Source organism: Salipaludibacillus neizhouensis (assembly GCF_002886185.1).
GTDB classification, from domain to species: domain Bacteria; phylum Bacillota; class Bacilli; order Bacillales; family Salisediminibacteriaceae; genus Salipaludibacillus; species Salipaludibacillus neizhouensis.
The window spans coordinates 3,049,981-3,065,016 of the sequence record NZ_KZ614146.1 but is presented as its reverse complement, the minus strand read 5'-3'; the positions used below and the strand labels follow the sequence as shown (position 1 = coordinate 3,065,016).

Below are 15,036 nucleotides of genomic sequence, written 5' to 3'. Positions count from 1 at the left end.
GTACTGCGAGATGCCCGTTTAAGCTGGGGAAGAAATCAGGTATGTTTAATGTAAGCGTATTCACTTGAAGGGATACAGCAAAATAATAAGGGGGAATCATATTGAGAAAAAAGTTATTTATTTTGTTGCTGACAGTTTTGATGGTGGCTGTATTGGCGGTAGGATGTTCTTCGGGCGAGGAAATTGGACAAAATTACAATGGTACAAACAACGACTCAAGTGAAGGAGAAACGGGTGAGGAAGAAATTGTTGATATTGAAGTCTGGAGTGTCAACGAAGGTTTTAAGGAAATCGATTCTGGTAGTCCATTGTACGAGTTTATTGTTGACGAAATTGGTGTAGGCGTCATCAGCCCATACGTAGAATGGAATGGAGGTAAAGGGTATACTAATCAATTGAATATGCGGATTGCAGCCGGAGAGATGCCAGATATGTTCCTTCCATATAATGGGATCGAGTATGACCTCGCCAAAAACGGAGCGATTGAAGATTTAACGGATTTACTTCCGGAATATGCCCCAAATTTATGGGAACTAATTCCTGATGAAGTATGGGATACAGTTCGGACCAATGACCCGACCGGTGAAGGGCGTATTTATTATATTCCGGCTATACGGGACTATGGGATTACAGGTGGTATGATCCGACAAGACTGGATCGACAAACTCGGATTAGAAATGCCTACGACCCAGGAAGAATATGTTGACGTGTTAAGAGCATTCAAGAATGAAGACCCAAATGGAAACGGAATGCAGGATGAAATACCGACAGGAGGCCGGGAAAACGGGCGCTGGATGGATCATCTGTTTGCCATGTACGGTATTGCCATGTTCGAGGGTTTTCCGGACTGGGATATCTATGACGGCGAGTTGACCAATTCCGCAGTTACACAGAATATGAGAGACGCCTTGGAGTTTATTTCAGAGTTGTATGCGGAAGGACTGATCGATCAGGAGACCTTCTTGAATGACAAGCAAGCTTGGGACGGCAAGATTAATTCAGGACTGGTCGGAAGTTACTTTCATTGGACGGAGACTGTATATGACCGCCTACCGCAAATAGAAGCGGGCACCGGTGTAAAGGCAGATTTACCAGTTTTACCAGTTCCCAAAGTCCCTGGATATGAAGGTTTTTATTCCCACGAGCCCACATTGGGTCCGCAATGGGTGGTCAAAAGCGGTATGGAAGAGGAAAAATTGATGGCGACCATGAAATTCCTTGATAATTATGCGAATCAGGAAAATTGGGAAGATATGTATTATGGTGTGGAGGGCATGCATCATAAAATCATAGACGGCAAACGTGTTCTTCTTCCTGAAGATAAAAGCACCCAGCAAGTTATGGATGTCATTAAAGCTTACAATCATTTCAGTTTGATTGATTTCAAGTCAAATCTGCTAATGGAGGCAGTTGGTGAAGAGCAGATGGAGTACGTTGAACAAGGAATAAGGAATATGGAGGAAAATCAGAAATATGTAAAGGTCATTGCGGGCAACGGTATGCCTGAAAGTGTTTATAATGACTATCCGGATATCCGGTCCAATATGATCTATCAGGAATATGCGACTAAAATTATTTTAGGGGAGTATCCGATTGAGAAGTTTGATGAATTTGTGGACCGTTGGTACGAGACCGGTGGGGAAGAAGTAACACAAAGAGCAAGAGATTGGTATGATAAATTAGAGAAATAATACCATTTTGAAATAGCGGAACGGACAGATTTTGCAATTATGTCATATTTGTCCGTTCTCTTTATTACTGAAAAAGGAGGTTAGAATATGGGGAAATTGACTTATAATATGAGGAAATACTGGCCATTGTATGTGATGGCACTTCCAGGCACTTTGTATTTTATATTATTCAAATATATACCTCTCGGAGGATCGGTGATTGCGTTTCAGGACTATTCAGTGTTTAAAGGAATAAATGGAAGTCCATGGGTTGGTTTCAAGCATTTCACTTCATTATTCGAATATCCCGATTTTTATCGTGTGCTTAGAAATACATTGGTAATGGGTTTTCTAAGGGTCACATTCATGTTTGCGGTTCCGCTCATTTTGGCACTTATGATTAATGAAATCCGGCATTCTTTAATGAAAAAAGGGGTTCAGACAGCATTGTATATTCCTCATTTTTTGTCCTGGGTTATCATTGCCGGTATTGCGTTTGAAATGACGTCTTTAAGCGGTTTGGTCAACACGGTTCGCGGATGGTTCGGACTAGAGAGCATGTTGTATATGCAGATGGAATCTTATTTCAGGCCGATTTTTGTGCTTACTGGGTTATGGAAGGATGCGGGCTGGGGAACGATTATCTATTTGGCTGCACTCAGTGGCATCAATCCTCAATTATATGAGGCTGCTGTCGTGGACGGCGCTTCCCGATTAAAGCAAATTCTCTATATCACCTTTCCGATGATATTACCGACGGCAGCCATCCTATTTTTGCTTGACATAGGTAATTTTATGGAATTGGGTTTTGAACAAGTCTATAATCTGCTAACCCCGATGACTTACTCAGTTGGGGACATCTTTGACACTTATGTATTTCGAACGGGAATCCAACAAGCTCAGTATAGTTTTGCGACCGCAGTCGGATTGTTCCAGGCTGTTGTCGGTATGGTGCTAGTTATAGTATTTAACAAACTTTCTAAAAAATACTCAAACGGAGGGTTGTGGTAATGATGGCGATGTCACGTGGGGAAAAAATATTACAAGTCATAATTGTCACAACATTATGCCTTTTATCTATTATCGCAATTATACCGGTAGTATCAGTGCTGGCTACATCTTTTAGTTCGAGATTGCCAGTTGACATGAATCAAGTGACGCTTTGGCCGATTGGATTTACCTTTGATTCATGGAAGTATATGATCTTCAGACCGGATTTATGGAAATCCTTTGGGATTACGCTCTTTACAACGATCATTGGCACGATATTATCTTTGCTGATCACGGCCTTGATGGCTTATCCTTTAGCCAAAAAAGAGTTTATGCTTGGTAAATTTTTAATAATCGCAGCGGTCATCACACTGGTATTAAAACCACCGCTTGTACCTTACTTTTTAACGTTGCGCGAGTATGGATTGTACAATAATATTTTGGTGTTGATTTTCCCGCATGTTTTGACTGCATTTAATTTAATAATCATGAGGACATTCTTTAAAGACTTCCCACAGGAGTTGGAGGAGGCTGCGAAGGTTGAGGGTTGCGGTTATTTCCGAGTATTTTTTCAATTGGTACTTCCATTATCCAAACCCGTATTGGCTACACTGGGTTTGTTCTATGCAGTTGTCATCTGGAACCAATTTCAGCACCCTGTGATGTTTATTCAGGATCCCGATTTATTTCCGCTTCAGCTCAAAATAAGGCAATTTATTACAAGTGAGAGTGTAATGCCGGCTTTAATGGCTGAAGAACGTCCCAACTATAATGAATATACGCTTCGGGCAACGGCTATCATATTTGCCATCACTCCAATTATCATGGTTTATCCTTTTATACAGAAATATTTTGTGAAAGGTGCCATGCTTGGTGCTGTAAAAGATTAATGTAAGGATAGAGGTTTCGTCACCCGTCTAACACAAAGGGCAAAGTCAGGTCACAGTATTTTGAATTTTGAATAAAGACTAGGAGGAAATAAAAATGAAACATTGGTGGAATGGATATCCTTGGAGGATGATCCAGACAAATTTAAGAGAAATTGATATGGAAGATATTGATGCTGTCAATTATGCGAAGGAGCTAAAAGAATTTGGCGCAACTGTGGTATTGCTTAATGCGGCAGGGATTATCGCCAGCTACGATTCGAAGCTACCATTTCAGCCACGCAGCGAATATCTACATGGTGATAGCCTGAAGAAGATAATAGAGGAATGCCATAAGGAGGGAATCCGGGTAATCGCAAGAACTGATTTTTCTAAGATTCGTTATTCGGTCTATGAACAGAATCCGGATTGGGCTTATCGTACGAGAGATGGAGAAATTGTCAACTATAACGGTTTTGTGCATACTTGTCCGAACGGCGACTATCAGCAGAAATATATGCTCGATATTCTCCAGGAAGTGCTCACAACGCATTCCTTTGACGGCTTGTTTTGCAATATGAGTGGATTTCTTGTAGTGGATTACAATTATACCTATCATGGACCTTGCCATTGTGAGAACTGCCAGCACAAATTTAAAGAGCAATACGGATTGGAACTTCCAGAAAAGGATGATCCCCGTAATCCTGTGTACAAAAAGTATATGATTTTCAAAAAGGATTGCGAGAAGGACCATACGGAGCGTCTAAGACATTTGGTGAAAGATATAAATCCAGATATTGCAATAAATGGATTGGATTATATACGAAGTGAGTCAAATACTGATAAAGGAAGGGCCAAATGGCAGTACAGTGCTTCGTCAAATTCCAGGGTAATCAGTGGACCGGAGCGTGCCCGACCTACTGATAATGCCAGTGTTGATTTCATGGGCGTCCGATACCGTCATGTTTCAGTATCGCCCGCTTTAATGGAACTTCGGCAGTGGCAGAACTTGGCGAATGCTGGCAGTCTAAGTATGTATATCATGGGCAGACTTGATAATCATAAAGACACTTCAGGCTTTGAAGGCACCAAAAAAGTGTTTCAATTCCACAAAAAACACGAAAAACTTTATAGTAACCTTGTTTCGATGGCGAAGGTTGTTGTCATGAGGAAGGCAAGGTGGCAGCAAAATGATCCCGAAGTATATGGATGGATCCGGGCACTTACAGAAAGCCATATTCCCTTCGACGAGATGTTCCTTTCGGAACTGAATGACTTAGGCCAGCTTAATGGCAAAGAGTTTGTGGTTCTAGGGGATATCAAATTTATATCAGACCAACAGGCCAAGTTGCTTGATGATTTTGCAGCAAATGGAGGAACTATCATTGCAACAGGAGAAACAGGACTCTATGATAATCAATTTGAAGCTCGTAACGGTATGGCGTTGAACTGTCTTGGGATTGAACATGTCAAAGAAATCCAGAATGACCTGATGTCTTCGATATTTGAAATCCCGGAGGCGGAGAAAGACCTGTTCCCACGATGCATTAAAACACCATTGATTGCACCGGGCACCAATCTCGTAATGGTTGAACCCAAAGAAAACGTAAAAAAATATTTACAGTTAATTCCAGAACACCCATTCGGTCCGCCCGAGATTTGCTACTATAATGAGGTTACCCAAGATCCGGGAATTCTCGTGTCGAATTATCATAAGGGACGTGGTGTCTACATTCCTTGGAAAGTCGGAACCTTCTATCGTGAGGAAGGCCACCAAAATACGCTGAACATCATGCAGGATATTCTTTTCTCACTATGTGGAATAGAGGAGATTGCTCCGGACCTAACGCCAATGGTAGAAATTAATATGGTTAAAAATAATGAAAAACAAATCATACAGTTTGTTAACAACTCTGGATGTTTCGGAAATAGTAACTTTAGTCCGGTTCCGATACACAACATCTCTCTGCGTCTGAAAGACGTGAAAGAAAGTGCACATATTGAAACTTTACGGGGCGGTAAAGTGGACTATCGATTTGAAAATGGATATTTAAATGTTAATTTGGATGTGCTAAAAGACTATGAAGCTCTAGTTCTTTCATAATTCATATAAACATATGTGCAATAATGATGAATTACGTAAAAATGAAGGGAGCCTTGTATAGCGTCTTATGACATTGACTGGAGGATAGTAATATTGATATTAGTTGTTGTCAACAGATACTTTGCTTTTTCCAGTTTCGGGTCACGAAGCTACTTCACTAGCATTTTTAGGGTAAGTACTGGTGAAACACCAAGTGAATACAGAAAAAAGAAGACTGTTATTGTGTAATTTACAATGAAACAAAAATAGAATGATACTTACTAGGGAGGTATTTCAGATGAAAATAGGATTAATTGGTTTAGGAATAATGGGTAAACCTATGGCAAAGAATATACTAAACGGGGGTTACAATGATTTAGTGGTTAATGATTTTAATAGAGCTTCAGTGGAGGAACTAGTAGAATTAGGTGCCAAAGCAGGAACCAATACAGAAATTGGTTCTACTTGTGATCTTGTAATGACAATGTTGCCAAACTCACCTCATGTGAAGTCGGTTATGCTTGGAGAAGACGGTGTTGTAAATCACATGAAAGCTGGACAGGTGTTTATTGATATGAGTTCAATTAATCCTGTGGCAAGCAAAGAGATTGCAGCTGAACTGGCTAAAAAAGGCGTAGAGATGCTGGATGCTCCTGTTTCAGGGGGAGAGCCAAAAGCCATCGATGGTTCCCTTAGCTTTATGGTGGGTGGAAAGCAGGAAGTATTTGATAACTATAAAGCGTTGTTAGAGACAATGGGTGCATCTGTCGTTCGCTGCGGAGAAATTGGTGCAGGGAATACGACGAAGTTAGCAAATCAGATCATTGTGGCATGTAATATCCAGGCTTTATCTGAAGCATTGACAATGGCACAGAAAGCAGATGTTGATCCACAGTTGGTTTTTGAGGCCATCAAAGGGGGACTGGCAGGTTCGACTGTGATGAATGCCAAGGCACCAATGATGATTTCCGGTAACGATGAACCAGGTTTTAAAATTGACCTGCACATCAAAGACTTGAACAATGCCTTGGATTGCGCTCATACTGTAGGGGCACTTGTACCTATGACTGCAGGGGTCCAAGAGATTTTACAAAACTTGCATCACAACGGTCATGGTGATAAAGATCATTCTGCCATTGCTAAATATTATGAAAATCTGACTGGTATCCGTATTGGCCGATAGTTTCTAGAATACGTTCATAAAAAATAGGACTGAATTGTCATGCTTCTTGTTTTAACTTAAGAGTAGTTAGATAAAGTTAAAGAAGAGCTATAATGAGAAGGGAACGAATTAATAGTTCCTTTCTCATTGTAAATATAAATCAAGAGTTGTATATTATGATAACAGTAAAAGTGTTGGTCCGGTTATTAAGAACTGGGATCTCTATCTTGTAGTTAGCCGTAATATTATGCTGTTTATTCTTGTCGTGCACATGGTACATACTTATAAAAAACTTTTTGATATTAAATGTAGTTTGACAATATGCCTGTCTAGCTAATTTCAGGTATCAAATAGAATTTAAAAAGAAATTAAAATGCGAATTTAATTGTATAATAATGTTGGCTAAGGTTCCCGAGAGAAAAGATTTCACGTCATGTAATATTAATTTTAGAGAATAGAAAGTGATGAAAAATGTTCGTGTTCGTATTTTTTCGTTTTCGGGGTTAGAAGTAAGACTGAAATTAGTCAGCCTAATTCCGTTTCTGTGTTGTTAAAAGGAAAGGACCGATTAAAATGAAATTTGTGCTAGCGCCAGATTCTTTTAAGGAAAGTATGAACGCGAAACGTGCTGCTCATGCAATGGAGAAAGGAATAAAGAATGTTTTTCCCAAAGCAGAGTGTGTAATTGCGCCAATGGCGGATGGTGGGGAAGGAACAGTAGAATCTCTTGTAAGTATATCGAATGGTGAAATGGTCAGTGTTGAAGTGGTTGGTCCCTTAGGGAAGAGAGTGACCGCCGTATACGGAATAATCAATGATGGGAATTCAGCTGTTATTGAAATGGCCAGTGCAAGTGGCATTGAATTAATCAAACCAGAGGAACGTAATCCATTACGAACAACAACCTATGGAACAGGTCAGCTAATTAAGGATGCTTTAGATAAAGGTGTAAGCAACTTTTTAATCGGTATTGGCGGAAGTGCTACCAATGATGGTGGAGTAGGAATGCTTCAAGCACTTGGTGTTTCCTTCAAGGATGAAAACGGCGATGAACTGCTATATGGTGGTGGAGAGTTGCATCGTTTACATTCGATCGATGTGAATGGTTTAGATGAACGGTTAAAAACTACTCAAATTGATGTAGCCTGTGATGTGACGAATCCATTAACAGGTGAAAACGGAGCTTCAGCAATTTTTGGTTCACAAAAAGGAGCAACTCCGGAAATAGTAAAGGTTTTAGATGAAAACTTAGTGCACTATTCCAAAGTGATTAAAGAGCAATTAGGAAAAGATATTACAAATATAGCCGGTGCGGGAGCTGCTGGGGGTCTCGGGGCAGGGTTACTTGCTTTTTTAAGCGCAAATTTACAAAAAGGGATAGAGCTTGTAATCGAGTACACGCGACTGGAAGACTTAATAAAAGATGCTGATTTTGTTTTCACTGGAGAAGGAAGTATAGATGGACAAACTTTATTTGGAAAGACACCATATGGAGTTGCAAACATTGCTAGGAAGCATTCGGTCCCTGTTGTTGCATTTGCAGGACGAATTGGAAGCGGAGTAGAAGGTTTATATGATAATGGTTTTACAGCAATTATTGGTATACTAAAAGAAGTATCTTCACTAGATGAGGCATTAAAGAATGGAGAAGATAATCTGGCCTTTGCTGCGCAAAATATATGTCGATTAATAAAGTTGCAAAAACATTAAAGCCTGCCCTCATGGCTAGACTAGTTGCACTGCATGTATTTTTGTCTCTTCTATTCTTTCTCAGCAGTAAAACGACATCTACCCACTTCTGATAAAGCTTCGGGGTTTGTCACAGGATGTCTCTTTCGTGTAGACGGTGGATTTGGAAGTATGATGATTTAATTTTATACTAACAACATAGAGAAGTTACTGTAAGCAGGAGTTTAAACAGTTCAATATAAATGATGAAATATTTTACTGGTCATTAAAGGATAAGCTGAAGAAGTTGTTGGAGAAACGACAGAATTTTAGATGCATTTAATTGACAACATATATGGAAATGTAATATATAAACGTACATTATTAGGACAATATAATGTACGTTTTTTATGTTGAAGTATTTCCAATAAATACCAAAGTGTTTTAAATTAGACATAAGTACGCTAGGTGTTGATGGCGTTATGATTGGGCGTGGTATTTTTACAAATCCATTTGCCTTTGAAAAGGAGCCGAAAGAGCATAGTAGTGAGGAATTTCTGGATCTCTTAAGACTACAGCTTGACCTCCATGATCACTATTCAAAGGAATTTGAACCGCGTCCATTCAAACCTCTTCATCGATTTTTTAAGATTTATGTGCGTGGGTTTCGAGGAGCAAGTGAATTAAGAAATCAAATGATGAACACAGCGTCAACAGATGAAGTGCGTACATTGCTTGATAACTTTGAGTGAATAATGTTAATACTAGTATATTATAGTTAAGATATTTACAGATGGTTGGTGTGTTTTGCACTATCCAAGTGGAGTGTGTAATCAGCTAATTCATTTAGCGTCTATTTATCCTACGAGATTTGTGAGGAATGGGCAAGCTCTTTTTTAAGAGAATTTATAAAATTGCAGCTACATTCATGTCGCAAGTATCAAGTCAAACCCACCCTCCTTTCGCGTAGCACCTACACGTATTACGCAGGTGCTAGTCGGGACGGTGGAAGCTGATGCTGTAATATTAAAAAAAGCGGCTATATTTTTTTCTTAACAGACTCTATCAGTCATTGTAAGTAAGTATTAAATGTTAATTGTGACAGAAGGGAGAGACGTATATGTAAAATTTCCCCTAATGGATTTAAACAGGAAGATTCATTAAGTAGGATACTAAAGTGATTGCGGATTTAAAAAATTTAGATTTAAATAATTTGATAGAGAGGTTTAATTATAAATCCAAATATCCACATAGCAATATGGGCACATTTTTTCAACAATAAAAATGGGTAGAAAACAATGTTTTGTGTGTTAAGCTAATATTATGTAAACGCTTTCTACAATGTTGTACTAACATTAGACTATATTAACATTTTTAAAAATTAGATATTTTTAGGTGAAAAAAGCTTATGGATTGCGTGTTTTTAGCTGGTATCTAGCTAGTAAATAATTATCATGTTATAAAAAAATGATGAAGGAGGAAATGTGAAATCAAACTTGAAAAACTATTGCTAGTAAATTTATCCCAAAAACAAATTTTCGAAAATTCAGTTTATTAACTATGGGAAATGTCTTTTATATACAACAAATGTGCGTGATTATAAAGAAGGTAACATTTTGAAGAAATAAAAAAGAAAACAGAATAAGTACAATAACAATGCCTTAAAAGTATATTATTAATAATCAGGAGGAGATAGCAATGTTAAATAATCAATTGGTTCCGCAAGCAAAAAAACTTATTATTTTCTGTGTGTTTACTCTACTTCTATGTATAAATGTAGCCTGTTCAAGCTCAACAGATAGTGAGGTTGTAAATGAAAGTGGAGAAGATGCGCCAAAAGAGATTAGTATTATGGCAAACTTCCATACAGCCCAAGTCGCTTCGGATGGTGCTATTATTGAGAAATTAGAGGAAATGACGAATACAAAGTTGGATATTACTTGGGTAATGGATGAAATCTATGATGAGAAAATGAACTCAGTAGTTGCAACCAATGAGTTTCCACAAGCAATGTTTGTAAAAAATAGTGAATCGTTTATACAGATGAAAGATACCATTAATGAGGAGCAGTATTGGGAAATAGGTCAATTTTTGGATGACTATGAATACTTAAGCAATTTTAATCCTGATGTGTTAAAAAACACAGCTGTAAATGGTAAAATTTATTCCATTTACTCTGGTAGACCATCATCACGTTGGGGACTAGAATATCGTAAGGATTGGGCAGATAATCTTGGTTTAAGTGCTCCAACAACCACAGATGAACTGTATGAAATGTTTAAAGCGTTTACAGAGCAAGATCCAGATGGAAATGGTAAAGACGATACGATAGGAGTAGCTGTTAGTTCTGACTTAGTTTATGGTGGTTTTAAGTTTGTGAGCTCCTATTTTGGCACCCCGAACAACTGGGGTGAGAAGGATGGTAAATTACTACCAGAATTTATGTTTCCTAGCTACATTGATACAATGGATTTCTTTAAAAGATTAAGAGATGAAGGACTTGTTAATCTAGACTTCCCTGTTACTAGTCAAAAAGATCAGAACGCTATGTTATTAAATGGTAAGGCGGGTTCAGTCGTGGGTTGTATTTGCAGTGCCGGCGGGTTCCAAGATCAATTACAACAATCAAATCCTGATGGAAAGCTAGATGTACAAAATCGTATCGCAGGACCTCATGGTGAACCTGGTACATGGTCTAACTCTGGGTACGGAACAGTAGTCTTATTCCCAAAAGCCTCAAATAAGACAGAGGAAGATCTTAGAGAAGTGTTAGCCTTTTTTAATGAACTAATGAAGCCCGAAGTTTATAATATGTTAACATTTGGTATTGAAGGTGAGCACTATGAAGTTGTTGATGGTAGAGCGAAAGGACTAACGGATAAGGAAGCTCAAGATTCGTTTCAAGAGAGTGTTCGTCCATTGTTAGGTTTAGTTATTGGTGATGAAACAACGGTGGATGCCTTACAGGCTTATCCTAAAAATGAATTGTATGAAAAACAATATAATCAAATGTTAGATAATAATAATATTTTAATTAATGATCCAACAGCTCCATTAGATTCAAAAACTTACGGGGAAAAAGGGTCATACCTTCAACAAATTATTGATGATGCGACTGTCCTTTATATGATAGGTGATATTGATGAAGAGGGTTTCAAAGATGCAATAGGTAACTGGGAGGAACAAGGCGGGGAGCAAATTATTACAGAATATAACGAAGGATACCAGAATCTACAGTAAGGACAATGATAAAGAGTTTCTATTTTAAGAGTCTATTCAAAAAGGGGTGGTTTTGCTCTTTTTGAACAAGAACTATAAATCAAAATAATGAACGTACCATAGGGAAATGATTGAGGGGGTCTAGTTTATGAAATGTTATTCGATAGAAGAAGCCACAGTAGTCGTGGACCAAATTTTTACTGGATTTAATGGAGAAATAGTTGAGGGAAAGCCAACATTTGAGTTCATTCAAAATGCAGTAGATAGTGTAGAGCCGACTGCGAATCAACCGTGTATTATCTATATTAAAAAAGGGATATATCATGAAAAAGTGGAAATAAACAAACCAGGTATCACTTTAATTGGAGAAAATCGAGATGAAACAATACTTATATATAATGTAGCAAGTGGCAGTAAGAAAGCCGATGGAAGCACATATGGGACTTTTGGCAGCGCTAGTATAACAGTTCATGAAGAGGATTTTACAGCTTTTAATGTAACGTTTGAAAATGCTTTTGATTATTTTTTAGAAACAAATAAGGAAGAAGATGATTCAACAAAAATTAGAAATGTGCAGGCAGTTGCTTTTTCTACAGCAAGTAACAGTACCCGGACACGGCTAACAAATTGTAGGTTTCGTAGTTTTCAAGATACATTATTAACCAATGTGGGGACCCATTACTTTGATGAATGTGTTATTGAAGGAGCAGTTGATTTTATTTTTGGTGGAGGCCAAGCTGTCTTTGATAATTGTAAAATTATCTCATTGGATAGGAAAAGCGAGACAAATAATGGTTATATAACAGCTGCAAGCACGTTAATTACACAACCATATGGCTTTTTATTTGAGAATTGTATGTTGGTAAAAGAAACGGAAGAGATGGCTGATCATTCGGTTTATCTGGGAAGACCTTGGCATCCAGGTGGAAACCCAGAAGCACAAGGCAGTGTACTATTTAAAAATTGTGACATGGGTTCCCATATTAAACAGGACGGATGGACACAGATGGCCGGTTTTTCTCCAATGGATGCAAGATTATATGAGTATGGAAGTAAAGGCCCAGGCGCTTTGTCAAGTGATAGTAGGAGGATACTATCTGAAAATGAAGTGGCAGATTATTCAAAAGAACGCGTATTAAAATGTTAATTAATTGGTCAATGACTTTATGAAAATTAGGGTAATTACATGTTTTTCCGGCTTTTAATTAACGGGATAAAATCTGTTTTTTACAAACGAGGAAGTGTTTAAATGCAAAATATTAATGATGAATTGCTTATTCATGAAACAGTGCCTACATTTATAATTCAGTATAAAACAAGCGAGATTACTGCATCAAACTTCCATTTTCATTCAGGTTATGAGATCGTGTGGTTAAAGCAAGGGGAAGCAAAATATATTTTTGAGGATAAAGTATATCATTTAACAAAACACCATGTATTATTATTTAAAAGTACTGAGTTTCATAAAGTTAGTTTAAGTGCTAACTCTGTTTATGAACGAGTCGTAATTATGTTCACTGATGAATTTGTTTCATTCGATCATCCGATATTAACAAAATTCAAACAATTTTTAGATGATCTACCTTCGCCACATTACGTTCTGCAATTATTTACATGGAAAGCCGAACAATTCGAGCATATTGTCGATCATTTATTACGAGAACAGGAAAATAATCAATGGGAACAGAAGAGTGCATTGGAATTATACTTTCTTGAATTACTTCTATATTTAGGGAGAGAAATTCAACTGTCCTATGACCCAAAGTCTCATTTATCCACCTTTCATGCCTCAAAAGATATTGGTGTGCATGAGCGTATTTTAAAAGAAATCAATGTTATTTGGGATACTGATTGGTGCTTAGAAAATCTAGCAAGTCGACTACATTTCAATAAATATTACTTATGCCACTTTTTTAAAAAAGAATTTGGAATTACCATTTATCAGTATATACAACAAAGAAGAATATATGAGGCAAAGAAAATGTTAATTAATACGAATATGCCCATTCATAAATTAGCTAAAAAAGTAGGCTTCACTTCAGATTCTAGCTTTATTCGAAGTTTCAAAAATCATGTTCGCATGACGCCGAAGAAATACAGACAAACAACAAATATTCCCTCACTAGAGTTTTAATTAAAATACAGAGTGTTGTATATTACTGAAACAGTACTTGAATATTCGATTAAAATGTAGATATTTGAGTAAAGGATAGAAAGACTATCAAACCCAAGAGATTTGACATTGCTCCTCTGTGGGCATGACTTAGAAGTCATTTAACAAGGGAGGTATGCTTCTAAGTCTTGCCAGCCCCTCCATATAAAATCTCTTAAAAATTATCATTTACTCACTCGAAAATGTGATGAGCTCAATTTCTTTTCTTATAGATTTCCTCCTTTTTTAGGAGAGGACCAGTTTTGTGCTCACAGCCAAGAGAAAGCCTCGGCTCTTAATTTGAAAAAAGATTTCCCTCAACGAACGAACCCCTAACTAACTTTCTCTGCAGAGGCAACCATAGTTTGCAATGAGGCAATTGTTAACTCATATCTCAAGTTTAATCCGGATGGTTTCCCATAGGCGAATAATGGGCAGAATAGGCCAGCTGACGGCTGTTCCCGGTACACATAAAGGATCACCCAAATTATTTAAATTGGAATAAAGGCTATTATGAAGGAATACAGGACCGTCAATTTCATCGACTTTTCAACTCTTATAAAAAGGAAATATAGGCATTGAAAGCATATATGACATTGATGACATTAATAAAATTAAGTAATCATTAAACCCCAATACTTCTAGAGTGGGCCTGTCAGAAGAGGTTAACTTATTCCTCTGTTCCAAATATCCAATCCATTAAAACAATTCTTAAAGAAAGGCTTTATTTATGCCTAAGGTGGCTCAAAAACGTGTATTAGACTGCCTCTAAAACATGGCACAAGTGGCTATATTCAGTTTCAACAAACGCTGTATTCTTGTATTTACAGTCTTAAAAAATTAGGTTATCCTGAATTATTGATTTCTTGCAGATTAGAAGGGATGTATGAGAAATTGTTTATTTGTAATATGTTTTCATTAAAGGTTACGCAATAATGTCCTTTACCTTTTTCTGGTTTTTATATGTAAGACTAACGCCTTCTTTTTTTGTGTCTTCATTATCAAAGGGAGAATCATAAATATCTAAAGGGTAACCAAATTCTTCATTTGAAGGGTTTGGTATGTAGAAGGAGTTTCAATCTCCTGAAGAATACTAATACTTTCCTCACCGCAAATGGGAAACAAAAAAATCTGTCAATCACGACTGATTGTTCTTTTTGTCACGTGATAGAACTTGCCAGATTGGATGAACACTTCCAAGAACTTACAGGACTTTTTCCAGCATA

At 37.5% G+C, this 15,036-nt stretch carries 9 protein-coding genes and 1 pseudogene; all 10 read left to right on the top strand.

Features of this window, described 5'->3' with window-relative positions:
• The first annotated feature begins 101 nt into the window (after nucleotides 1–101).
• The 10 genes and pseudogenes from CEF18_RS14495 (at nucleotide 102) to CEF18_RS14450 (ending at nucleotide 13,792) form a co-directional block, all read left to right on the top strand.
• Nucleotides 102–1,691 (top strand): extracellular solute-binding protein, encoded by a 1,590-nt coding sequence (locus tag CEF18_RS14495; protein ID WP_223292313.1) that lies wholly within the window; start codon nucleotides 102–104, stop codon nucleotides 1,689–1,691.
• An 87-nt stretch (nucleotides 1,692–1,778) separates the two neighbouring features.
• A complete protein-coding gene (locus CEF18_RS14490; RefSeq protein WP_110937123.1) occupies nucleotides 1,779–2,681 on the top strand; it encodes an ABC transporter permease in 903 nt (300 codons plus the stop codon).
• Nucleotides 2,681–3,550, top strand: a complete 870-nt coding sequence (locus tag CEF18_RS14485; RefSeq protein ID WP_223292312.1) for a carbohydrate ABC transporter permease — start codon at nucleotides 2,681–2,683, stop codon at nucleotides 3,548–3,550. The genes CEF18_RS14490 and CEF18_RS14485 overlap by 1 nt, the downstream gene beginning before the upstream one ends.
• A gap of 94 nt (nucleotides 3,551–3,644) precedes the next feature.
• Nucleotides 3,645–5,630 (top strand): alpha-amylase family protein, encoded by a 1,986-nt coding sequence (locus CEF18_RS14480; RefSeq protein WP_110937122.1) that lies wholly within the window; start codon nucleotides 3,645–3,647, stop codon nucleotides 5,628–5,630.
• A 250-nt stretch (nucleotides 5,631–5,880) separates the two neighbouring features.
• A complete protein-coding gene (gene garR, locus CEF18_RS14475; protein WP_110937121.1) occupies nucleotides 5,881–6,792 on the top strand; it encodes a 2-hydroxy-3-oxopropionate reductase in 912 nt (303 codons plus the stop codon).
• 552 nt (nucleotides 6,793–7,344) lie between these two features.
• Nucleotides 7,345–8,481: a glycerate kinase gene (locus CEF18_RS14470; protein WP_110937120.1), complete on the top strand. Its 1,137-nt coding sequence runs from the start codon at nucleotides 7,345–7,347 to the stop codon at nucleotides 8,479–8,481.
• Nucleotides 8,482–8,906: 425 nt separating this feature from the next.
• Nucleotides 8,907–9,191: pseudogene (locus tag CEF18_RS14465) on the top strand (tRNA-dihydrouridine synthase); the annotation flags it as partial.
• A gap of 946 nt (nucleotides 9,192–10,137) precedes the next feature.
• Nucleotides 10,138–11,679, top strand: coding sequence for an extracellular solute-binding protein (locus CEF18_RS14460; RefSeq protein ID WP_110937119.1), 1,542 nt, complete (start codon nucleotides 10,138–10,140; stop codon nucleotides 11,677–11,679).
• 127 nt (nucleotides 11,680–11,806) lie between these two features.
• Nucleotides 11,807–12,805, top strand: coding sequence for a pectinesterase family protein (locus CEF18_RS14455; protein WP_110937118.1), 999 nt, complete (start codon nucleotides 11,807–11,809; stop codon nucleotides 12,803–12,805).
• A gap of 102 nt (nucleotides 12,806–12,907) precedes the next feature.
• Nucleotides 12,908–13,792: an AraC family transcriptional regulator gene (locus tag CEF18_RS14450; RefSeq protein ID WP_110937117.1), complete on the top strand. Its 885-nt coding sequence runs from the start codon at nucleotides 12,908–12,910 to the stop codon at nucleotides 13,790–13,792.
• Nucleotides 13,793–15,036 lie beyond the last annotated feature (1,244 nt).